The 22,379-nt window shown below is 52.4% G+C and carries 20 protein-coding genes and 1 pseudogene; 10 read left to right on the forward strand and 11 right to left on the reverse strand.

Annotation, left to right across the window (positions count from 1 at the left end):
* Together KQI79_RS04615 and KQI79_RS04620 are read left to right on the forward strand one after the other, a co-directional pair.
* Window positions 1-873: an SDR family oxidoreductase gene (locus KQI79_RS04615; protein WP_216537051.1), complete on the forward strand. Its 873-nt coding sequence runs from the start codon at window positions 1-3 to the stop codon at window positions 871-873.
* A 37-nt stretch (window positions 874-910) separates the two neighbouring features.
* Window positions 911-1,993 (forward strand): acyl-CoA dehydrogenase family protein, encoded by a 1,083-nt coding sequence (locus KQI79_RS04620; protein WP_356711075.1) that lies wholly within the window; start codon window positions 911-913, stop codon window positions 1,991-1,993.
* A gap of 230 nt (window positions 1,994-2,223) precedes the next feature.
* Here KQI79_RS04620 and KQI79_RS04625 read toward each other — a convergent pair whose 3' ends face one another.
* The 4 genes from KQI79_RS04625 to KQI79_RS04640 all read right to left on the reverse strand — a co-directional run bounded on the left by KQI79_RS04625 (window position 2,224) and on the right by KQI79_RS04640 (window position 6,395).
* Entirely contained in the window at window positions 2,224-2,637 is a 414-nt protein-coding gene (locus KQI79_RS04625) for a sigma-70 family RNA polymerase sigma factor family protein (RefSeq protein WP_216537052.1), read from the reverse strand.
* 15 nt (window positions 2,638-2,652) lie between these two features.
* Window positions 2,653-3,459: a pyridoxine/pyridoxal/pyridoxamine kinase gene (gene pdxK / locus KQI79_RS04630; protein WP_216537053.1), complete on the reverse strand. Its 807-nt coding sequence runs from the start codon at window positions 3,457-3,459 to the stop codon at window positions 2,653-2,655.
* A gap of 117 nt (window positions 3,460-3,576) precedes the next feature.
* Window positions 3,577-6,108, reverse strand: a complete 2,532-nt coding sequence (locus KQI79_RS04635; RefSeq protein ID WP_216537054.1) for an FAD-dependent oxidoreductase — start codon at window positions 6,106-6,108, stop codon at window positions 3,577-3,579.
* Window positions 6,105-6,395 carry an ArsR/SmtB family transcription factor gene (locus tag KQI79_RS04640; RefSeq protein ID WP_216537055.1) on the reverse strand — a complete coding sequence of 97 codons (291 nt, stop codon included), beginning with the start codon at window positions 6,393-6,395 and terminating at the stop codon, window positions 6,105-6,107. Before KQI79_RS04640 ends, KQI79_RS04635 begins: the two co-directional genes overlap by 4 nt.
* A 183-nt stretch (window positions 6,396-6,578) precedes the next feature.
* Here KQI79_RS04640 and KQI79_RS04645 point away from each other — a divergent pair, with 183 nt between their 5' ends.
* Together KQI79_RS04645 and KQI79_RS04650 are read left to right on the forward strand one after the other, a co-directional pair.
* Entirely contained in the window at window positions 6,579-7,166 is a 588-nt protein-coding gene (locus tag KQI79_RS04645; protein ID WP_216537056.1) for a TetR/AcrR family transcriptional regulator, read from the forward strand.
* Between the two features lie 151 nt (window positions 7,167-7,317).
* Window positions 7,318-8,736, forward strand: coding sequence for an MFS transporter (locus KQI79_RS04650; RefSeq protein ID WP_216537057.1), 1,419 nt, complete (start codon window positions 7,318-7,320; stop codon window positions 8,734-8,736).
* A 51-nt stretch (window positions 8,737-8,787) separates the two neighbouring features.
* On the opposite strand, the gene KQI79_RS04655 is transcribed toward KQI79_RS04650, so the two are convergent.
* Window positions 8,788-9,150 (reverse strand): VOC family protein, encoded by a 363-nt coding sequence (locus KQI79_RS04655; protein WP_216537058.1) that lies wholly within the window; start codon window positions 9,148-9,150, stop codon window positions 8,788-8,790.
* Between the two features lie 178 nt (window positions 9,151-9,328).
* On the opposite strand from KQI79_RS04655, the gene KQI79_RS04660 reads away from it, so the two are divergent.
* The 5 genes from KQI79_RS04660 (at window position 9,329) to KQI79_RS04680 (ending at window position 15,753) form a co-directional block, all read left to right on the forward strand.
* Window positions 9,329-11,110: a cache domain-containing sensor histidine kinase gene (locus KQI79_RS04660; protein ID WP_216537059.1), complete on the forward strand. Its 1,782-nt coding sequence runs from the start codon at window positions 9,329-9,331 to the stop codon at window positions 11,108-11,110.
* Between the two features lie 15 nt (window positions 11,111-11,125).
* A complete protein-coding gene (locus KQI79_RS04665; protein ID WP_216537060.1) occupies window positions 11,126-12,385 on the forward strand; it encodes a response regulator in 1,260 nt (419 codons plus the stop codon).
* Window positions 12,386-12,475: 90 nt separating this feature from the next.
* Entirely contained in the window at window positions 12,476-13,921 is a 1,446-nt protein-coding gene (locus KQI79_RS04670) for a carbohydrate ABC transporter substrate-binding protein (protein ID WP_216537061.1), read from the forward strand.
* An 84-nt stretch (window positions 13,922-14,005) separates the two neighbouring features.
* Complete coding sequence (locus KQI79_RS04675; protein ID WP_216537062.1) at window positions 14,006-14,893, forward strand: carbohydrate ABC transporter permease; 888 nt, start codon at window positions 14,006-14,008, stop codon at window positions 14,891-14,893.
* 11 nt (window positions 14,894-14,904) lie between these two features.
* The gene (locus tag KQI79_RS04680; protein WP_216537063.1) at window positions 14,905-15,753 is read left to right on the forward strand and encodes a carbohydrate ABC transporter permease; all 849 of its coding nucleotides are present in this window, start codon (window positions 14,905-14,907) and stop codon (window positions 15,751-15,753) included.
* Between the two features lie 668 nt (window positions 15,754-16,421).
* Here KQI79_RS04680 and KQI79_RS04685 read toward each other — a convergent pair.
* A complete protein-coding gene (locus KQI79_RS04685; RefSeq protein ID WP_216537064.1) occupies window positions 16,422-16,691 on the reverse strand; it encodes a hypothetical protein in 270 nt (89 codons plus the stop codon).
* Window positions 16,692-16,860: 169 nt separating this feature from the next.
* Between KQI79_RS04685 and KQI79_RS04690 the strand changes: the two genes are divergently transcribed.
* Window positions 16,861-18,147: a class II aldolase/adducin family protein gene (locus KQI79_RS04690; RefSeq protein ID WP_216537065.1), complete on the forward strand. Its 1,287-nt coding sequence runs from the start codon at window positions 16,861-16,863 to the stop codon at window positions 18,145-18,147.
* A 114-nt stretch (window positions 18,148-18,261) separates the two neighbouring features.
* On the opposite strand, the gene KQI79_RS04695 is transcribed toward KQI79_RS04690, so the two are convergent.
* From KQI79_RS04695 to KQI79_RS04715, 5 genes and pseudogenes are all read right to left on the reverse strand, one after another.
* Window positions 18,262-19,227: an alpha/beta hydrolase gene (locus KQI79_RS04695; RefSeq protein ID WP_216537066.1), complete on the reverse strand. Its 966-nt coding sequence runs from the start codon at window positions 19,225-19,227 to the stop codon at window positions 18,262-18,264.
* 155 nt (window positions 19,228-19,382) lie between these two features.
* Window positions 19,383-20,918: a gluconokinase gene (gntK, locus tag KQI79_RS04700; RefSeq protein WP_483311368.1), complete on the reverse strand. Its 1,536-nt coding sequence runs from the start codon at window positions 20,916-20,918 to the stop codon at window positions 19,383-19,385.
* Between the two features lie 71 nt (window positions 20,919-20,989).
* Window positions 20,990-21,271 (reverse strand): annotated as a pseudogene (locus tag KQI79_RS04705) (GntT/GntP/DsdX family permease); the annotation flags it as partial.
* On the reverse strand, window positions 21,235-21,417 hold the full coding sequence (locus KQI79_RS04710) for a GntP family permease (protein ID WP_216537068.1): 183 nt from the start codon (window positions 21,415-21,417) through the stop codon (window positions 21,235-21,237). The pseudogene KQI79_RS04705 and the gene KQI79_RS04710, both read right to left, overlap by 37 nt.
* A gap of 177 nt (window positions 21,418-21,594) precedes the next feature.
* A complete protein-coding gene (locus KQI79_RS04715) occupies window positions 21,595-22,284 on the reverse strand; it encodes a GntR family transcriptional regulator (RefSeq protein WP_216537069.1) in 690 nt (229 codons plus the stop codon).
* Window positions 22,285-22,379: the final 95 nt, after the last annotated feature.

Consider the following 22,379-nt stretch of genomic DNA (forward strand, 5'->3'; position numbering starts at 1 on the left):
ATGAGTAAACATCGGGACGATCATGCGGCGAGACCGGTCGCGTTCGTGACCGGAAGCTCGAGCGGCTTCGGCCTGCTTACTTCCGTCTCGCTTGCCCGGAGCGGCTATCTCGTCATGGCGACGATGAGAGATACGGACAAGCGGCATGAATTGCTGCGGCAGGCGTCGGCTCATGGCGTAAGCGAATCGATCCGCGTCCTGGAGATGGATGTAACCGACCGCCGGGCCGCCCTTGAGGCCGTCTCCTCCGTCATTGAGCAATACGGCGCCATCGACGTGTTGGTCAATAACGCCGGTTTCGCCGTCGGCGGCGTGGTCGAGGAGATTGAGATGGACGCTTGGCGAAGCCAGATGGAAACGAACGTGTTCGGCTTAATCGCCGTCACGAAGTCAGTCCTTCCCTCTATGCGCGAACGGGGCAAAGGATTGATCGTCAATATCGGCAGCATCAGCGGCAGGATCGGTTTTCCGGGCTATGCGCCGTATGCGGCGTCCAAGTTCGCGGTGGAAGGTTTCAGCGAGGCGCTGCGCCTGGAAATGCTGCCGTTCGGCGTTCATGTCGTTCTGATCGAGCCGGGCGCTTACAACACCGCGATCTGGGAGAAAGGGTTCGATCAGATTCGATCCCGTCCCGATTCGCCGTATCGCCCCGTACTGCAAGCCGTTCTGCGCTATTCCCGCAAAACCGCCTCCGAAGCTTCCGATCCGCAGGAAGTAGCGGATCTCATTGTCCGGCTGGCGAAGGATCCCGCCCCGAGACTTCGGTACACGTTAGGCAAGGGCAATCGCATTTCTTTGCTCGGCAAAACGCTGCTCCCATGGAAATGGTTCGAGCGAATCGTCATGAACATGTTGAAATCTCTGTCCAAATAGTGTCATAGTAAAGGTACGACAAACTGGAGAGTGATGCATGATGACTTTGTTTACCGATGAAACCGTAAAAGCCGTCAGGGAGCAATCGATACAAGCGGATCGAACCGGCGTACCCACGCGGCTAATGCTGGATACCGTTTATGAACAAGGCTTGTTTAAGCTGTTCGTGCCCGAAGCGCTAGGCGGACGAATGTGCTCGTTGCCGGACGCGCTGCGCATCTACGAAGAGGCCTCGCGGATCGACGGCAATTTCGGCTGGTTGATTACGATCGGCGCCGGGGGCGGTTTCTTCGCTCCGTTCATCGAGCCGCCGGTATCCGAGCGGATGTTTGCTCCCCGAGACGCGGTCATTGCCGGGAGCGGAACCGCCGGCGGAACGGCTAAACGGGTGGAAGGCGGTTATGTGGCGAGCGGCCGATGGAAATTTTGCAGCGGCTCGACGCATGCGACCGTTTTTACGGCTAATTGTATCATCGAGGAAGAGGGAGCGCGGCCGGATGGGAATGCGGAGGTGCGTTCGTTTGTGTTTTGGCCGGATCAAGTACATATTGTGCGGGATTGGAACGCGTTCGGTTTAAAAGCGACGGAGAGCCATACGATCGAAGTAACGGAGGCGTTCGTGCCGGAAGAAATGACATTTAGCATTTTCAGCGATCATTATTACTATGACCATCCGGTGTACCGCTACCCGTTCCTGCAGTTTGCGCAAGCTACCTTTGCCGCGGTCGCCGCGGGGATCGGACGCCATTTCTTCGAGGAAGCCCGGGAGGTACTGCGGCAGAAGCGGGAAGCGTGGCAAGGCGCGGATCGATACGAGTTTGTACGGCAAACCGTCGAACGGCATGAGGAGCGGCTGCGGCACAGCGTGGCTGAATTTTACGACACGGTGAATTCGTCTTGGTCGAGGCATGCGGCAGGGAACGAGCTGTCCGACGAAGAACTGCAGCTGGTTTCCCGGCAATGCCATCAAACGGCGAGAGCGGCTTTGCAAGGCGCGCAATCGGTGTTCCCGTATATGGGCATCGGCGCTGTTATGGAGGACGCGCCGATCAATCGGATTTGGCGCGATCTGCATACGGCCTGCCAGCATTCGTTGCTCGTGCCGTTTTACGAGATGTAGGGACTAGGGGCAGGGCGGCCCCCTTTCGAACCGTTAGCCGTTAGCAGGGCGATCGACCGGTGGGGCAGGCTGCCGAATCCTGATGTCCATTGGATATTGTCCAACGTTTTTTCGATAAACACTCCATCCTTCGACTTTTCATTGGAATTGTTCCAATGGAATCTTCGGAAATGCGGCCGAATGGCCGAAAAGAGAGGAATATACCGGATGTTTTCCAATGGATTCCCGTTTTAATCGGCAATTCCGCATGATTTGCTGGACATTTTCCAATGGCGGAAAACCGGCGAATGCAGGAGCCTCGCTCCCGCAACGCATAGAAGGGGCTGCGCCCACAGTCGCAACGACTGCAGGGACAGCCCCTTCGTCTCGGGAACCGCGCTAAATCTGCGGGTTCGCCTTCGTCCGCGCTCAGCATCGATCGCATCGTGCCCGGAGGAAGGAACCGGTTCGCTTGGAAGCCGGTTCGTCTTTTGTCCGGCGCGGCTGAATATTTTCCGGCAGTTGTCCGCGGATTTCCCTACGATATCGGCAATTTCCGCATACTCGCAGCCGTAGGCGTACCTTTCCGACACCGTTCCGAGCAGCCTGTACGCGATGGATAAGAGCAGCGGCCGATAGTCGGTATAGCCCTGTTCCAAATCCATAGTTGCGTCCTTCCGCTATGCCATGCGATGGGCCGCATGCAGAGTAGGGCCGACAAAACGGTTTAACCGGAACCCGCCGCGGATGGCTGCCGAGACGAAGTCTTTGGCGATGCTCGCAGCCTCGCGAACCGTATGTCCTTTGGCCAGTTCGGCCGCAATCGCCGCCGAATAGGTGCAGCCTGCGCCGTGAACGTAGGTTGTCGCAATTTTCTCCGCTTCGAACAGTTCGAATTCGTTGCCGTCGAACAATAAATCGACCGCTTTGTCATGGTTCAGCTTGGCGCCGCCTTTAATGATGACGTTCTTGGCGCCCAAGGCAAAGATCGCTTCGGCAGCTTGCTTCATATCGTCCAACGTTTGAATCGGCGGACGCTGCGCCAATTGCGACGCTTCGAACAAGTTCGGCGTTACGACCGTCGCCTTCGGCACGAGCAATTCGCGCAGGGCGACCGCCGTTTCCGGGTGAAGCACTTCGTCCGTTCCTTTGCATACCAGGACCGGATCGACGACGAACGGCATGCCGCCGAGCGAATCCGCCTGATTCGCAATCATCTCGATCAATTCGACCGAACCGAGCATCCCGGTTTTGGCCGCATCGATGCCGATCCCGTCCAATACCGTCTTCAATTGGGTACGAATCGTGGAGAGTTCGATCGGGAACACTTGGTGGTTCCACTCTTGATCGGGATCCATCGCCACAACGGTCGTCAATACCGTCATTCCGTATACGTCCCGTTCCTGAAACGTTTTTAAATCCGCTTGTATTCCGGCGCCGCCGCTCGTATCCGAACCTGCGATCGTCAATACTTTTTTTATGCTCATATGATCTCCTCCTACAAAGGCAGCGGGTACAGACGCTGTTTGAAATGTCCTTTTCCTATTATACTGAATTTGACGGAAAAGAGAAAAGTATCGATTTCGGTCGAGGGCGCGGTAAAATTATATAAACAAATTGATTCCGGATCGATCCGCTTTGCCCAAATAATAGCCGACGCCGCCGACGCGGACGCCGTCGATCAATTCTTCCTCGGCGATGCCCATCACGTCCATGGACATTTGGCAAGCGACGATTTCAACGCCTTGCCGTATCGCGGATTCGATCAGTTCTTCCAGCGAAGAGACGTTTTTATTTTGCATGACGGCCCGGATCATTCTGGCGCCCATGCCCATCATATTCATTTTCGACAAAGAGAGTTTGCGGCTTCCGCGCGGCATCATCGCGCCGAACATTTTGCCGATCATCGTTTTGGAAACCGGAACTTTATGATGCTTCCGAATGATGTTCAGCCCCCAGAAAGTAAAGAACAGGGTGACCTTTTTGCCGCTGGCCGCCGCGCCGTTCGCGATAATAAACGATGCGATCGCCTTGTCCAAATCGCCGCTGAAGACAACCATTGTGCTGCCGTCTTGGCTCTCGTCTTTTTCTTGAGGCGCGGCGTCCGAGGGCCGGTCGCCCTCCGCCGATTTGGCGATGAGAGCCTCGATCGCGCCGTCCGTCCGTTTCGTCACGCGGAGCAACCGGTTCCGGGTCATTTGCGTCCAAGCCTGCACATCTTCATAAAAGCCCGGATCCGAAGCTGTAATATGCAGCGTCTGCCCCTCCAGCAGCCGATCCATCGCTTGCTTCGCCTGCATGAGCGGCCCCGGGCAGCTTAGCCCGCAGGCGTCAAGGGTCAAGTCCGGTTCGCGCGGCTCCGCTAGCGCGGTTTTCCCGTCCTGCTCGCTTGCGGCCGCGGCCGTTTCGGCGCTTGCTCCGGCCGGCGAACCGGCAAAATCCGTTCGGCCCGCATCGGGTCCCGGGGCCGCTCCGTCTGCCTCAAGCTCCGGGCGATACTGCGCCATCAGATACGTCTTATATCCGCCGGTCAAGTTTCTAACCCGAAATCCTTTTTGCTGCAATATGCGCGAAGCGGTATAGCCGCGCAATCCGACCTGGCAGTAAACCCATATTTCTTTGTTCGGGTCGAGTTCATGCAGCCTGTCTCTCAACTCATCGACGGGGATGAGAATCGAGCCTTCGATATGGCCGTTCCGATGCTCGATTTCCGTTCGGACGTCGACGAGCACGACAGAAGCTGCGTCCCGGTCCTCCAAATCGCGCGGCAGGAACACGTCCGTCTTGCCTGTCAATACGTTCTCCGCCGCATAGCCGGCCATGTTCACGGGATCTTTGGCCGAAGAATACGGCGGCGCGTACGCAAGCTCCAACTCGGTTAGATCGGCGACGGTCCCGCGGAAATGAATGACCGCAGCGATATCGTCGATCCGCTTGTCGACCCCGTCGTATCCGACCGCCTGAGCGCCCAATACTTGGCCGTCGCGGCCGAAAATGAGTTTGATCGTGATCGGCGTCGCTCCCGGGTAATAACCGGCGTGGGAACTTGGATGAACGAATACGGTATGGTAAGGAATGCCGCGCTTCCGCAGCGTTTTCTCGTTATTTCCCGTCGCCGCCCCCGTCAGTCCGAACACTTTAATAATGGACGTGCCTTGTGAGCCGCGGTAGACGGCATTCAATCCGCAGACGTTATCGGCCGCGATCCGGCCTTGCTTATTCGCCGGACCCGCGAGCGGAACGGCCGTCTTATCCCCGTTGACGAAATCGACGACTTCGACGGCATCCCCGACCGCGTACACATGCTCCGCGCTCGTCCGCAACCGGTCGTTGACGACGATATGGCCGCGGGGGCCGAGCTCGATGCCGCTTCCTTGCAAGAACCCGGTATCGGGCGCGACGCCGATGGCGAGCAAGACCATATCGCTGTGCAGCGTCATGCCGCTAGCGAGCCGTACCGCGATGCCGCCGCCGGTTTCTTCAAAGCTGCGTACGCCGTCGGACAGTACGATTCGCACGCCGCGATGCGCCAATTCCTTCGTCAGCGCGCCGGCCATTTCGGGGTCGAACGGAGCCAATATTTGCGGCCCGGCTTCCACCAGCGTCACCTCCAATCCGATTTCCCGCAAATTCTCGGCCATCTCGACGCCGATAAAGCCCCCGCCGATGACAACCGCGGACCGCGTTCCTTCTTCTTGCACTTTCGCTTTGATCTTATCGGTGTCCGGAATGTTGCGCAGCGTATAGATTTTGTCGCTCTCCATGCCGGGAAGATTCGGGCGAATCGGCTTCGCTCCCGGGGACAAAATGAGCGAATCGTAGCTTTCCTCATAGACGCCCCGCTCTTCGCTGCGAACGGTGACGGTTTGTGCGGCCGGATCGATGGCGATCACTTCGCTTCTCGTTCGCACGTCGATATTGAAACGCCGATGCATCGCTTCGGGCGTTTGGACGAGCAGCTTGCTGCGGTCTTGGATCGAATTACCGATATAGTATGGGAGTCCGCAGTTGGCGAACGAAATATATTCGTCCCGTTCGAACATGACGATATGCGCTTCCTCATCCAGTCTCCGCAGCCGTGCCGCCGCGGACGCTCCGCCGGCTACGCCGCCGACGATGACAACTTTTCTGCTCATGGCGATTCCTCCTCGAATAATATTCGGATCAATTGTATGACTTGCTCGTTTGCGACCGTATACTTGATTTCAAGTCCCTTGCGTTCCGCCGCCACGATCCCCATACTGCGCAATTTCTGCAAATGCTGGGATACGGTGGATTGCGGCAAGCCTAAACATTCCTGCATATGGCTCACATTGCAGCCGCCTTGCTCCAGCAAGCCTTTCACGATGCATAGGCGCACCGGATGCGCCAAAGCTTTCAAAAGCTCGGCCGCTTCCTCATACGCTTTAAAATTGTTGTCCATGGCAAGCATCCTTTCGGTTATCTATAACGCTATATCTTAATATTACGATATAAGAATATAAATTGCAAGGAATGGTTTCGATAGGAGTGAATCGATATCGTTTCAGTAACAAATGAATAATTGCGTAATTCTTGACTGTTCAGTCCGGGAAAGAATATAATTTTTGGGGGAGGAGGGCAAGGGATGGGAAGAAATAAAGAATTCGACACGACACTTGTATTGCGTAAAGCGATGGAGATATTCGGGCATTACGGTTATGAGGGCACTTCGTTGCAAAATTTACTCGATGGTTTAGGTATAGCGCGTCAAAGTCTGTACGATACGTATGGAACCAAAAAAGATCTCTTTATCTCGGCCGTCAAACATTATGAAAAAGAAAAAACCGCATCAGTCATATCACGTCTGGAACAGCCAGGTTCGGTAAAAGAGGCAATTGCCGCTATTTTTCATGAAGGGGCTGCCGTACTGAAAGATGAACACCGGCGCAAGGAATGCTTTATTCTGCACAGCGCTATTGATCAAGTTCCGCACGATATGGAAATTGCAAAATTTTTCGAGCAGGATAGGTCGCTCTTAGAACAAGCTTTTTATCAAGCATTAGTCCGCGCCCAAGGGCAAGGCGAACTTAGCGGCCGACACAAAAACCTGTATGCTCTCGCCCGATATTTGAATCATGCCCGATATTCGCTGACCCAAATTGCCAAGTTAACCTCGGATCCCGAAGTATTGGACGATAATGTTGCCATCATCCTCTCCGCGCTTGATTCGTAATGAAGCGATACCGCTTCATTATCATTTTGCTTATTTTAGACCATTCAGTCTGGAAAGGAGGGGTGCTCACTATGCAATAAATCCGGAAATAACGATTATTTTTTTGTTTAATCTAGACCAAACAGTCTGAAATGGGAAGGAACTATCTGTTATGAATCGGAATAAACATAAAGGACTTGCGTTAATGCTGCTTGCAGTATCCCAGTTCATCCTTGCTCTTGATTACACGATTGTGTTTGTTGCCTTGCCTTCCATTGGAGCAGATTTAGGTTTTTCAACCAACCATCTTCAGTGGGTAGTCAGTGCGTATTCCTTATTCTATGGCGGATTTTTGCTTATTGGGGGAAGATTATCGGATTTGGCGGGAAGACGGCGCATGCTGATCATTGCCATGGGACTTTTCGGTTTAGGATCTCTATTTGGCGGTTTGGCACACTCTCAACTGTTTCTTATCTTTTCGAGGGTGGTTCAAGGTCTCGGGGGAGCTCTTCTATCTCCGGCGACGTTATCCCTCATCATGTCAAATTTTGAAGAAGGGGCGGAACGCAATCGTGCAATGGCCGTATGGTCGGCAATGGGCGGTGTAGGGTTGTCGCTCGGATTGCTGTTAGGCGGGGTGTTAACGAACTATATCGGATGGGAAGCTATTTTCTTTGTGAATGTACCCATCGTTCTTCTTGTTATGATTCTTTCGCCTGTCGTTCTTTCAGAGAGCAGGTTTTCTTCGAAAAGCCGCCATTACGATGCGGCCGGAGCTTTTTCAGTGACGGCAGGAATGCTTTTCATTGTGTACTATCTGATTCAGGCTCCGGTTGAAGGTTGGTTTGCCCTAACAACTTTTATACCAGGCTTGGCAGGGGTTGGCTTACTTTTGTTATTTACAGCGATTGAGCTTCGTACGCGAGAACCATTGGTTCCCTTCCGATTGTTTCGTATTCGCAACTTAACGGGTGCTACGCTAACTGCTGTTTTATGTTCGGGGTCGTTTGGCGCTTTATACTATTTTATGACTTTATATACACAAGAGGTATTGCATTATTCTGTCGTCCAATCGGGATTGATCTTTATGCCCCTGACGTTCAGTTCTTTGCTTGCCACAAGATTCGTCAACAAATTGATCGCGGTTTTCGGCTTAGCCGGTACAGTAGCAATTGGAATGGGACTTGGCGCAGCCGGCTTTATGTTATTCGCCCGGTTATCCGCAGCGGGGGCAGTTTGGGAAATGATCCCCGGCATGCTTATGATTGGCGTTGGTCAATCGTTTGTATTTACGGGCATGTACATTGCGGCCGGTTACGGCATTGATATGAAAGAGCAGGGAGTCGCGTCCGCGATCGTCAATACCGGCCAACAAATTGGCACTGCACTTGGATTGGCTGTCATCCTGGCGATGATCTCCTCCGGTTTAGGTACAAGCGCGACTTTAGGAACCATGGATCCTATACGGCTGACAGGAGCGATCCGCACGGCTTTCGTCATTTGCGCTGCGATCGCGCTGCTTGGCATCTTGGTGGCAATCATAACACTGAAACAAAAAAAGCAGAACATGCGTGATGGCGCCAATCATTGATCGTACACCATCACGATGCGTAAAAATCAAGTTCAAGCGGACATGAAAAAGTTAACCTTTCAGTAAAAATTCATTGCCGTCGGAATCTTTGAACGTAGCGTACGTACCCCACTGCATCTGCTTCGGTTCGTCCGCAAATTCGACTCCGGCGGCTTTCATCGTTTCATAAGCTTGGCCGACGTCGTCGCATTCGAACACGATCGACGCCTTTCGTTGGTTCCAATCCTTCATCATCGATTTCGGATAGATGACGAGCCGGGATTGCGCTCCTTTCGGCGCGACCTCCAACCAGACGGCATTCGGTCCCATCGGGAACTCCGCCACGACATCGAATCCCGCCCGTTCCGTCCAAAATTCCTTCGCCTTTTGTTGATCCTCCACATATACCGCCACCGTTGCAATCGATCGAATCATAAATCCGCTTCTCCTTCGTTTCCAATTTTTATATTATAATAGCTATATTGTACCAAAAGTAAAAATAGTGAATACATAGATCAATATTTTTCATATCGATATCCGGCCTTCGGCACGTATGATGGGCATAACGGGATATTTCGGAATACATACAGATCGTGCCGGGGGAGAAGATCGAATGATATCACGGGGAGAGAGGAAATTATTGCGCCACTCCACGATTAAAAATCGCTTGATCGTTTCGTTTCTCGTTCTATCGATTCTTCCGCTGCTAAGCGTCGGCATTTTCTCCTATCACAAGTCGAGCGAAGCGATCCGCAACAAAACGAGCACTTACTCCGTGGCGTTGATCGACCAGTTGCGCAAAAACATAGGCAGCGAAATGAGAAGCATCGAAGCGCTCGGCAACCAAATTATGATGGACAAAACCGTCCAAGCCCAGTTGGCGAACTTCGATTCGCTTGACAGCGGCGAACGCTGGGAAATACAAATGCATATCTTTCAGCTGCTCGGCGATAAATTCGAATTGTTGAACCATATTAAAGCTTTCCAAATTTTAACCGAAGACGGAGAGATCTTTTTCGATCTAGGATACGATTCCTTAAAGGAATCGGCCATGGAAGGCATGATGAAGCGTTTAAGGGAAGAGGAAGGCAGGGACCTATGGACGTATGCGCTGACGAATGGCGGGACGCATACGATCATGTCGGGCAAACGCATTTTTTCGCGGACGGATTGGACGCAAAAGCTCGGATACGTTTTTGTCGCCATGGAAGAACATTTTATTCATCAGGCCTTTTATCGGGATGTGGAATTGGGCGAGGATGCCGCGTTTATGATCGTGACATCCGAAGGGCTTGTCCTGTCGAGCGAGAATCCGCAAGTCCCAATCGGCACGCGGTATGCCGAACAAGCTTTCATCGACGCGCTGAACGCCAATCAATTGGAGAACAAGCGCTCCTTCCGCACGACGATGCTGGGAAACGACGTACTGGCGGTGTATTCATACGACATCAACTACGATTGGTATTTGGTGGCGGCGATTCCTTTTGCCTATCTGAATGAAGAAACTTCCCGGATCGAAGAGGGGATTTTGCTCGTTTCCGGGATTTGCCTGCTGTTATGCATCGTCATGACGTTATTCATTTCATCCAGCATATCTACCCCGCTGAAACGGCTGATTCGCCGCATGAATCAAATTAGGGCCGGCAATTTCAACGTACATTTGCAAGACGACAGCAAAGACGAAATCGGCTATTTGACCCGGAAATTCAACGAGATGATCGAACGAATCCGCGGTTTGATGGGAGAATCGGAAGAAAAGCAAAGAATGATCAGGGAAAGGGAGCTGCAAATGCTGCAAGCGCAAATCAATCCCCATTTTTTGTTTAATACGTTGAATTCTTTAAAATGGACGGCTCATTTAAGCCAGGCCCACAGCGTGAGCGAAGGTTTGGGCGCGCTCGCCGAACTGTTGCGGAGTACGATTGTGAATCAAAAAGAAATGATCGGCCTGCGCGAGGAAATGAGCAACGTCGAAAACTATATCGTGATCCAGAAGATGAGGTACGCTAATGCATTCAAGGTTACGATCGAGGCGGAGGAAGATCTATGGCAATGTAAAGTGTTGAAGTTCATTTTGCAGCCGATCGTTGAGAATGCGATCATTCACGGTTTGGAGGAGATCGACTACGAAGGGGAAATCGTCATCGCCTGCTCGAAGGAGGGCGGCGATTTGCAAATCGTGATTCAGGATAACGGGAAGGGGATGGACGAGCGGCAACTAGGCAAATTGCTGCAGGCGAAATACGATTCCGAAGAGCGGCTGGCGAATATCGGCGTATCGAACGTTCAGGAAAGGATCAGGTTGAACTTCGGCGAGAAGTACGGTTTGCGGATCGAGAGCGAACCCGGCGCCGGGACGAAGGTTACGATGAAGCTTCCCCTCATATTTCAGTAAAGGCGGGTGTCGGCAATGAAAGTATTGATCGTGGACGACGAGAAAATTGTAAGAATCGCGCTGAAGACGATGGTGGCATGGGAAGACTATGGGTTTCAACTGATCGGAGGGGCGTCGGACGGGCTCGCGGCGTTAAAGCTGATTGAGCGGGAACAGCCCGATATCGTGATTACCGACTTGAAAATGCCGAAGCTGGACGGGTTGGGCCTCATCGCCAAGCTGCAGGAAAACCGCTTTCCCGGGAAAACGATCGTGCTTAGCAATTACGGGGAGTACGAATTGGTGAGAAAGGCGATGAAGCTCGGGGCGTTCGATTATTTGCTCAAAATTACGTTGAAACCGGATGAATTGTTGGAATTGCTGAGGAAAGCGGCGGAACGAATCGCGGAGGACAGAAAGCAGAAACAACTTCATTTGCAAGTGCATTTCGCCTTGAAGGAAAATCAATTGCTCTTGAAAAGGCAGTTTCTATACGATCTGCTGCATGACGGGTCCTATCCTCCGGCCTATATCGAGCGGAAAGCGAAGGAACTCGGCATCGCAGCCGTTCCGGGCGACAGTTGCCTGCTGCGGATCGAGATCGAGCGTTTTGAGAGCGCTTTATCGACAGGGAAAATCAAGGATAAGGAACTTCTCGGCTTCTCGGTCGGGAACATCGTTCGCGACGTATTAAGCGAGTTCGAGCCGATCGAAGTGGTGGATTTGCACAGCAAGGAATACGTCGTGCTCATGCCGGCGGCGGGCGGCGATGCCGATACGGAACGGCGCAAGCGGCATCTATTGCGCAAAATTCCCGCCATGCTGCAAATGTATCTGAATTTGACGGTCAGCGCGGCGTTTAGCGAACCTTTCAACGGTTTGGAGCGAATGAGGCCGGCGTACGAATCGCTGGCAAAAAGCCGAGCGGAAGCGAACGAGCCGAGACGGCGCAAATACCGCAAAGAAGTGAACGCGATCATCGATTTCCTGGAGCAGCATCACTGTCAAAAAATAACGTTGGAAATGGTCGCCCAACAAGTGAGCATGAATGAAAGTTATTTATGCCGTTTGTTCAAGAACGAGACCGGCAAGAACATTATCAATTATTTGAACGATTACCGGATGGAGCGGGCGCGTAAGCTGCTGACCAATCCCGACCTGAACGTTCGCGAAGTCGCGGCTTCCATCGGCATCGAGAATCAGTTTTACTTCAATCGCATGTTCCGCAAATATTACGGGCAAAGCCCGAGCGAGTTTAAGAAAAAAGTTCTTTTCCCCGATAGTCAAAATAGTTGATGTTTAGGTAAATACAATTGATACCAAGTCCCTCTTATCTATATTACGATGGAACCGGGAACGCAAGATTCGAAAAACGGAGGGTTCTAGATGAAAGATAATCTGTTGAGACACGCAGTACTTTTATCCATGCTGGCGCTGATCGTCATTTTCGTATCGGCATGCGGAGGCAATCAGGCGGCGCCGCCGGAACAACCGCAGCAGCCGGCCGCCCAGCAAGAGGAGGCGAAGCAGGAGGAAGCGCCGAAGAGCGAAGAGCCTGCGCCGACGGAAGAGAAAAAGGAATTTGCCAACAAGGAGCTGAACGTCGCCGTATTTGAGGGCGGCTACGGCAAAGCTTATTGGGAAGAAGTCATTAAACGGTTCGAAGCCGATTACCCAGGGGTCAAAGTCAACTTGACGTCCAATCCGAAAATTATGGATGTCATCAAACCGCAATTGGTAGCGGGCAATCCGCCCGATTTCATCTACGCCCCTTTAACCGAGAATACGCATACGATCCAGGCGATGATCAAGGAAAAGGCGTTTCTGGAACTGAACGATGTGTTCGACAGCAAAACGCTCGATCAGGATGTCCCGCTTAAAGATGTCATCACGGACGGCATGTTGGAGTATGCCCAGCCTTATAAAGACGGCAAAATTTATTACGCCCCGTTCTACGTTTCGACGTTGGGCTTGTGGTACAACCAGACGTTATTCGAGCAAAAAGGTTGGAAAGCTCCCGAAACTTGGGACGAATTTTTCGCTCTGGGCGAAACGGCCAAGCAGGAAGGGCGATCTCTTTTCACTTATCAGGGCATCTATCCGTCCTATAACGAAAGCGTAGTCGTGCCTACGATCGCTTCGTTCGGCGGCATCGAAGCGATTGCCAAAATCGAAAATTACGAAGAAAACGCGTTTAAATCGGATGCGGTAAAGCAGGCGTTCGAAATTTACAATCAAATTGCGCAAAAAGGGTACTTAATGCCGGGAACGGTCGCCTTGAACCATACGCAGGCGCAAACCGAGTTTCTGAAAGGCAAGGCGCTGTTCATTCCGAACGGCAACTGGTTCGAAGGGGAGATGAAGGACGCTCCGCGCGAGGAAGGTTTCAAATTCGGATTTATGGCTCCTCCGGTCAAAAATGCGGGAGATCAGCGCTATGCGCAAACGAGCTTTGAAGGTCTGTACATTCCGCTCAAAGCGAAAAATCCGGAGCTGGCGAAAGAATTTTTGAAATATCAATATACGGAAGAGAGCGTGAAGTCGAACGCCGAGAAGTCGATGGGGGTTCTGGCGGTGAAGAACGGGGCCGAACTGGCGAAACCGTATATTTCGGAATCGATGTACAATTCCGTTAAGGTATTCGATAACGGCGTCAAACCGGTTCTGTTCCAATGGACGGTCACGCCGAAGACGGAAATTATTATCAATGACGAATTGTACAATCCGCTCAACAATATTATGAACAAGAAATCGACCGTTGACGAGTGGATGGACCGCGTGGAGAAAGCTTCGGCCAAACTGCGCGATTTAATGGCGAAGTCTTCCCAGTAAAAGCAGGTATTCAGGCAAGTATTCTTCCTATCCGTCCGGCGAAGCTCCGCCTTCGCCCGGACATCGCTTCCAGGGGGTAAATTCATGACCAACCGTAGCAAAAATGTTTTTATTGCGGTTTGCGTCCTTCCCGCCGTGATCGTCTTCGGCATTTTTTCGCTGTATCCGTTTCTCCGGGCCATTACGATGGCCTTTTACAGTTGGAGCGGCATTTCGGCCGAGAGCGAGTTTATCGGTTTGGACAATTTCCGCACGCTGGCACAGGATCCGATCGTTTGGAAATCGCTGCGCAACAATATTTTCCTGCTTCTCGTCGTCCCGGTCGTCACGATGGCGCTGTCTTTGCTGTTCGCCGTATTGCTGACACGCAAAAGGTTTCGGGAACGGCCGTTTTACCGTACCGTCTTTTTCTTTCCGAACGTGCTTGCGCTCGTCGTCATTTCGATCTTATGGTCTTTCATCTACCATCCGACGTTCGGCATTTTAAATTCCTTTATGGAAGCGATCGGGCTCCAAAGCTTGACGCATGCCTGGCTCGGGGAGAGCGGCACGGTACTGTGGGCCCTTGTGTTTCCGATGGTGTGGCAGGCGGTCGGCTATTATATGATCATCTATATTGCGGCGATGGAGGGGGTTCCTGCTCATTTGTACGAATCGGCCGTGCTGGAGGGGGCGACGGAAATGCAGCAATTTCTGCATATTACGTTTCCGCTTATTTGGAGCGTCGTGCGGATTACGATCGTCTTTTTCCTGATCGGCGTGTTTAACAACAGCTTTACGTATGTTCAAGTGATGACCAACAGCGGACCCGACAACGAATCGTCCGTGTTGATGACCTATCTGTACAAACAAGCGATGCAAAACGGCAATTTCGGGTACGGCGCCGCGATCGGCGTTTTTACCTTAATCGTGACCATAACGCTCGCTTGGCTTAGCGAAAAATTGACGGACAAAGAATCCGTCGAATATTAAGGAGTATGCCTATGAAGACGGAACGAAAGTCGGACCCGTTCTTATCGCTGTTGCCGACAAGAATGATTTTGATGCTGTACAGCATTGTCGTTTTGTATCCGCTCATCTGGACGGTGTATACTTCGTTCAAAACGACAAACGAATTTTACGACAGCCCCTGGGCGCTGCCGAAGCAATTCTATTTCGAAAACTTTGTCAAAGCGTTTACGGAGGCGCAAATCGGCCATTATTTCATCAATTCGGCCGTTGTTACGATTGTAGCGCTGCTCATTTGCAATTCGATTTCGTTTGCCGCCGCTTACGCGATTACTCGTTTCCGTTTTCCGTTCTCCGGATTTCTGAGACGGATGTTTATGTCGGCGTTGTTTTTCCCGATCGCATTCAGCATCGTGCCGTTATTTATGCTGCTTAACAAGCTGCATCTGCTCGACAATCTGGCCGGGCTCGGCATCGCCTATGCCGCGCATGCCATTCCGTTCACGATTTATTTGTTGACCGGATTTCTGGTGACGATTCCGAAGGAGTATGAAGAGGCCGCGATGATTGACGGGTGCTCGCACTTCGGCATTTTGTTGCGTATTATCGCGCCGATGGCGAAGGCTGGGGTCGTCACGATCACCATTTTTAATTTTATGGCGTTCTGGAACGAATATATTATGGCGCTGTCTTTCATTTCTACGGAAAGCAAAAGAACGCTCACGCTCGGGCTCGCTTATTTGATGGAAGTGCAGCGGTACGCTACCGATTGGGGCGCATTGTTCGCAGGGCTCGTGACGGTGATGATTCCGACGATGGTGCTGTACGCGATACTGCAGCGGCAAATTACGTCGGGGATCAGCTTGGGCGGGTTGAAGGGATAACGGTTCGCAAACCGTACTTCCGACCGAAGCGCCGCATACGTCTAGCCGCGAACCGCCAAACCTGCAAAAGTCGTTGATGTCGCCGATCGGCCAGGCAAAGCCTGCGAAATTGCTGCGAGAATGCCCTTTTTTTCTCGCTTCGATGGGGTAGCGTTGCATTGAGCGGTTTACCGCGCTTCTCGCGACAGTCATTTGCGGACAGGTTCAAGCGATTCGTTCGCAGATCTAGGGATACCGTAACCCCCTTTTGTCGAAATCCCCTTCGCTCAGCAGAGTGAAACGGGATGTCCGGCACAATAACTCCAGTCTCATACGGTATTTAGGATGCGATATTCCCATGAGGCTTCACTTCTGAACGAGGGGGATTTCCACAAAGGGTCGAAAAAAAAGCTTGAGTGCACGAAAGGTACGAAAAAGCCTATGCAACGCTAATGGCTTCGATGGGGGAGGGGACGGTTTGCGGTGAAATTCGAGCAAATGAGTCAATTTCATAATCAGCAATAAGGTAATTTACAGGCAATTAGCGTGTTCTAGTTTCGTTAGCCCGCCCGGCGGGTCGTCATCCGCCAGCGGTATGATGAAATTGACTCCAATAGCGGGTTTCGTCGGCGGGTACGACAACCTTCCGGCGAATGGCAAACCGCAGCCACCGCCGGTTGTCGAAAGCGTCACTCCTTATCGGCGTCTTCGTCATGCGTCGGATGATCGCCGGGATAGCCGCGTTCCAATCCTTCGTGCAGTTCCCGATTTTCGTAAGCAAACGTATTGGGAGGACGCTGATCCTCGCGCCATGGCGAGCTTTTGCCGAGCGACTCCACCTCCAAACTCGACCCGTACGGCCCCTCGGGAAACTCTTCAGCCGTCAAATCGTTGCGCTGCGATTCGACAGTCGCCAAATCGGTATACGGTTCTTTCTCTTCCTCTTTGAATCGATCCAAATGAAGACACCTCCTGAATCATATTTGATATCATTCCCGCTGGACATGCCATTCATGTGTTTTTTGCACGATCAAGTTATATAAATCACACAAAAACGGGTGTGAACGTTGTATAATAAAAACAAACAAATGCAAACAGACAAATTCAAAAAAGAGGGAGAGACAAACCATGAACTTCGCCATGCTGCATCCAGCCGACCAAATTATGATGATGATGGAGCGCATATATGGATATGGAATGACGACGACATCCGGCGGGAATCTGTCCATTCTCGACGACAACGGCGCGATTTGGATTACGCCGGCAGGGGTGGATAAAGGATCGCTGTCGCGAAAAGATATCGTCTGCGTTCAACCTGACGGCACGGTCGTCGGAAACTACAAACCGTCGAGCGAATTTCCGTTCCATGAACTGATCTACCGGAGCAGAAAAGATATTAAGGCCGTGCTGCACGCGCATCCGCCTGCCCTCGTAGCATTCAGCATCGTGCGCCAAACGCCGAATATATACCTGCTGCCGGGCGTCAAGCAAATTTGCGGAGAAGTAGGGATGGCCGAATACGGACTGCCGGGGAGCGCGCAGCTCGGAGAGCGCATCGCTTCCGTCTTTGAGCGGGGATTCAATACCGTAATGCTGGAAAATCACGGCATTGTCGTCGGAGGGGAAAACCTCTTTAAAGCGTTTATGGCGTTCGAGACGCTGGAATTTTGCGCGCGGCTGCAAATTAAAGCGAACCGGATCGGCGAGCCTGTCACGTTGACGAAGGAGCAAATCGAGCAGTCGGGCTGCAAGAAGCACCCGGATATGGAGGAATTCGCACCGTCGCGGTTCGGCAGCAGGGAAAGAGAAGCGAGGAGAGAGATGTGCGCGCTCATTCACCGCGCCTATGACCAGAAACTGTTTACGAGCACGCAAGGAACGTTCTCGCAGCGGCTTGAAGGCCGGTCGTTTCTTATTACTCCGTGCGATAAGGACCGCAAATATTTGGAGGCGGACGATATCGTCCGAATCGACGACGGCAGGAAGGAAGCCGGCAAAATACCAAGCCGATCGGTATTGTTGCATCAATCGATTTACGAGAAGCATCCGCATATCGAGTCGATTGTGATCGCGCATCCGCCCAACATTATGGCTTTTGCCGCGACGAAAGAACCGTTCGATTCGCGAACGATACCGGAGAGCTATATTTTGCTGCGGAATATTCCGAAGCTTCCGTTCGGAGCGCCGTTTCTACAGCCGCAGGCCGTCGCGGACGTCTTCCGTCCTGACACGCCGATCGCCATGGTGGAGAACGATTGCGTCATCGTGACCGGCAGCGGGCTGCTCAACGCCTTCGACCGGTTGGAAGTGGCGGAATATAGCTCCAAGGCCGTTATTTCCTCCAAATGCCTCGGCGAAATTATACCGATCGATCGGCCCCAAATTGCCGAGCTCGAACGAGCGTTCAATCTGTGAGACTATAAGGGATCTCTGTCCACATCGCGCGGCATTAGCGTTGCACCGTACGCACACAAGCATCCCGCAATGCGTAGGATGCACGAACGTGAATACATTGGAGGGGCAGGCTGCCTACGCAAAAGTTTCCTTCTCGCCCGCCCCTACGAATCTTTGGACGAACTGCTTCACTTTGCGGGCGTAGCCCGTCTTGTCCGTGGCGTAGGCCGTCCCGTGCCCGGCCTGCGGCACAAGGAAAATCTCCTTGTATCCTTTCGATTTTTCATACAGCCGATGAACCATTTCCGTCGGTACGAACGTATCCTCTTCCCCGTGAATGAACAGGATCGGCTTTTCGTTTCTGGCTACTTGATCCATCGCCGACGCTTCGCCGAAGAAGTACCCGGCTCTCAGCCTGCAGACGAGGCTGGTGAGGGGAATGAACGGGAAAGGGGGCAGCTTGTACATTCTTTTTAGTTGATAAGATAGGATGTCTTTCACCGAACTATAGGCGCAATCCGCGACGATGCATTTGACTTGCTCGGGCAGCCGTTCGCCGCTGGTCATGAGCACGGTCGCTCCGCCCATGGAAATGCCGTGAAGCACAATTCGGGCGTCTTTGCCGTCCCGGCGAACGATCTCATCAATCCATTTTATGTAATCCTTGCGGTCGTGCCAACCGAATCCGATATAGTCCCCTTCGCTATCCCCATGGCCTCTGTTATCCGGCATCAAGACATTGAACCCCATCGTTTCATGATACAGTTCCGCCAGTGAAGCCATATCTTTGCCTCTGCCCGAATATCCATGCGCCAAAATAACGGTTTGCAGCGTCGGTTTTTTCGCCTTTAGATAGCAGCCGCGCAGCGCCAAGCCGTCATCGGATGTAATAGTCAGTGTCTCGAACGTTTGCGAATCGACCCATTTGGATTCGTACACCGATACGTCCGCCCCTTCGTTTACTTTCAAATCGGGATTTCCCGCCAAAAAATCTTTGTTCGCTCGTTTGATGGCAAGCTTATAGAAGAACAGGCTTGCGGCGATAAGCGCAATAACGATGATTGCTATTACGGAAACAACAATGATCACGGTTGTCGACATCGCTTTTTTTTGCCTCCCGGGAAAATGGTCTCTGGCCGATCTCTCTTATCTTTTTCAGATCGATCTTTCCGTATACCTAACATATCACCGGGCCCGCGGGCATGGCAAGCGCCCAAGCAAAAGGCCGCGGGATTCAGATATCCCACGGCCTTCGATCATTGCCGGCGTTCCGCGTCGCGTCGCTGAAACCTGGCGATAGCCTCGTATTCTTCCTGCAGTTTGCGCGAGATGCTTATATAGATCGGAGCCAATTCTTGATAGATTTGCACGTTCTGCGGAATCGGAGTATGCGAATGCGTCACTCCTACCATATCGGCGACGATATCCAAGGAATCGGTTTTCCCGAGCGCATACAGCCCAAGGACGACAGCCCCTAAACAGGAGCTTTCGAAACTTTCGGGGACGACCACTTCCTGGTCGAAAATATCGGCCATCATTTGCCGCCAAACCGCCGAACGGGCGAACCCCCCGGTCGCGTGGATTTTGCGGGGCTGCCCGATTTGCTCTTTCATCGCCAGCAGCACGGTATACATATTGATAATGATTCCTTCTAAGACGGCGCGAATCATATGTTCTTTTTTGTGGCGGATGGTCAATCCGAAGAACGAGCCGCGCGCGTGGGAGTTCCATAACGGCGCCCGTTCGCCGGTTAAATACGGATGAAAGATCAATCCGTCCGCTCCGGGAGGAACCCGTTCGGTGATCTTCGTCAACACATCGTACGGATTGATGCCGAGGCGCTTCGCCGTTTCCATCTCCGCGGCCGCGAATTCGTCCCGCACCCAGCGAAAAATCATGCCGCCGTTGTTAACCGGTCCCCCGATCACCCATTGCTTGTCGGTCAACGCGTAGCAGAAAATTCTCCCCTTCGGGTCGGTCGCGGGCTTATCGACGACCGTGCGAATGGCTCCGCTCGTACCGATTGTAGCCGCTACGACGCCGGGGGCGATTGCATTAACCCCCAGATTGGACAGCACCCCGTCGCTGGCCCCGACGATAAAAGGGGTCGACGCCGCAAGCCCCATCTCCCGGGCGTATTCCGGGCGCAAGCCATGCATGGCGTGGGTCGTCGGCACGAGCAGGGACAGCTGCCCTTCCGTAATGCCGGCAAGGCGCAGCGCCTCTTCGTCCCATGCCAACCGCTCCAGATTCATCATTCCGGTAGCGGAGGCGATAGAGTAGTCGACAACATATTGGCCGAACAGTTTAGCAATGACATATTCTTTAATCGAGATAAATTTATAGGTCCGGGCAAAAACGTCCTGCAGCTCATGCCTCATCCATATCAATTTGGTAACGGGGGACATCGGATGGATCGGCGTTCCCGTTCGCAAGTAGAGTTCGTGGCCGTTCATTTCCCGTTTTAAACGGGCGGCCCATTCTTCGCTGCGGTTGTCGGCCCAGGTGATGCATCCGGTCAGCGGCTTTCCGTCCGCGTCGACGGCGATCACGCTATGCATTGCCGAACTGAACGACACGAACATGACTTGTTCGGGGCGGATCTTCCCGGTGCGCATGATTGCTTGGACGGTATGAAGCACGGCCGCAAAAATTTGATCCGGATCCTGTTCCGCCGCGGACGCCGTCGGAGTCAACAAAGGATATTCCTCGTCCGCCTTCGCCGCAATGCTTCCGCCCTCTTCGAACAATACGGCTTTAGTGCTGGTCGTTCCGATGTCGATACCGATCATATACGTTTTTGGATTCAACGGCAATTCTCCTTTCCAAAACAACAAGCCTGCAAAATTCGCGCTTATCGCGCTTATATAATAACGTCGAGCGCAAGAATAAAAATCAATCCGATTACGGACAGCAATGTCTCCATAACCGTCCATGATTTCAACGTTTGCGGCACGGACATATTGAAAAATTCCTTCACCATCCAGAAGCCGGCATCGTTTACATGCGAGAGTACAAGCGACCCCGCGCCCGTGGCCAGCACGACCAACTCGATATTCGTTCCCGGATTGAGGGCAATCACGGGAGCGACGATGCCGACGGCCGTAGTCATAGCCACCGTAGCCGAACCGGTAGCGACCCCGCAAGCAGCCCGAGCAGCATAGACGAAATCAACAAGGTAACGAAAGGGTTCCACTTGTATTTCGAGATAAGCACAATGAGAAAGACGATGGCAACGAGCGTCCACATTAATAAAGTAACGTTATGACTAAGCCCGAAAAGCGAATTCATGCTGTCTAACCTCCTAAGATGGGCTCAGACTGAACAGAGCTGTTTTTTTACGTTTGCAACGCTTACATAATGTTTTCATAGCATGCCTTAGTATTTGTCATTCATCCGGCAGCTATCACATGCATGTTTCGTGTATACTTGTCGACAGCTTTAGGCGCCGCAATCCGGCAGCTTTCTTTAACCAGACGGAAAACTGCGGTGAAGGGTGGCAAGAGAATCGGCAAAATAGTCGCGAGCCCCTTTTTGAATGAGCTCGATGTCATTCGATTCCATGCTTTGCATGATTTTGCGATGTTTCTCGATGACGTCGCTTATTTTGCGGGTTCCCTGCGAGAAAACGTTTTCCGTGGTAACCAGCATAACGGCCATGACGAGATGGCGGATGCTGTTCCAGAGGTGAATCATTCGCGTATGCCCGGCCCGCAAAACGATCGCTTCGTGGAATGACATGTCATGATATGAGAAATCGACCGCATTGCCGTGTTTCGCCGCAAGCTCCATTTTGTCGACGATTTGTTGCAACTGTTGCAGCAAGGCGTCCGGATTCGTGGCCTGGGGCATGCTGACGATTCGCTGCTGGACAAAGCCTTCGATCAGGTAACGGACATCGTATAATTCTTCGACGTCTTTCCGGTTCAAGCCTATCACGACGGCGCCCATCCGCTCCAAACGGATCAAGCCTTCGCCGGACAACGTTTTTAAAGCTTCCCGCACCGGCGATCTGCTCGTCCCGAAATCGGAGGCAATCCGATTCTCGGACAAGACCTCTCCCGGTTTCACGCTTCCGTTCACAATTCGCAATCTTAATTCGCAGGCGATGGATTCGCCGAGCGATGAGCCTTGCAGCCAAGCGGATGGATATTGCATACCAATATAACGCTCCTATCGAACTTCGTTTCGTCCAAGACGATACATCGATTTTAGCATACATGCCTCCCGCAATTCCATCCCCGAAAGCTTGG

Origin of the sequence: Paenibacillus sp. MSJ-34 (assembly GCF_018918005.1) — a bacterium.
GTDB lineage: Bacteria > Bacillota > Bacilli > Paenibacillales > Paenibacillaceae > MSJ-34.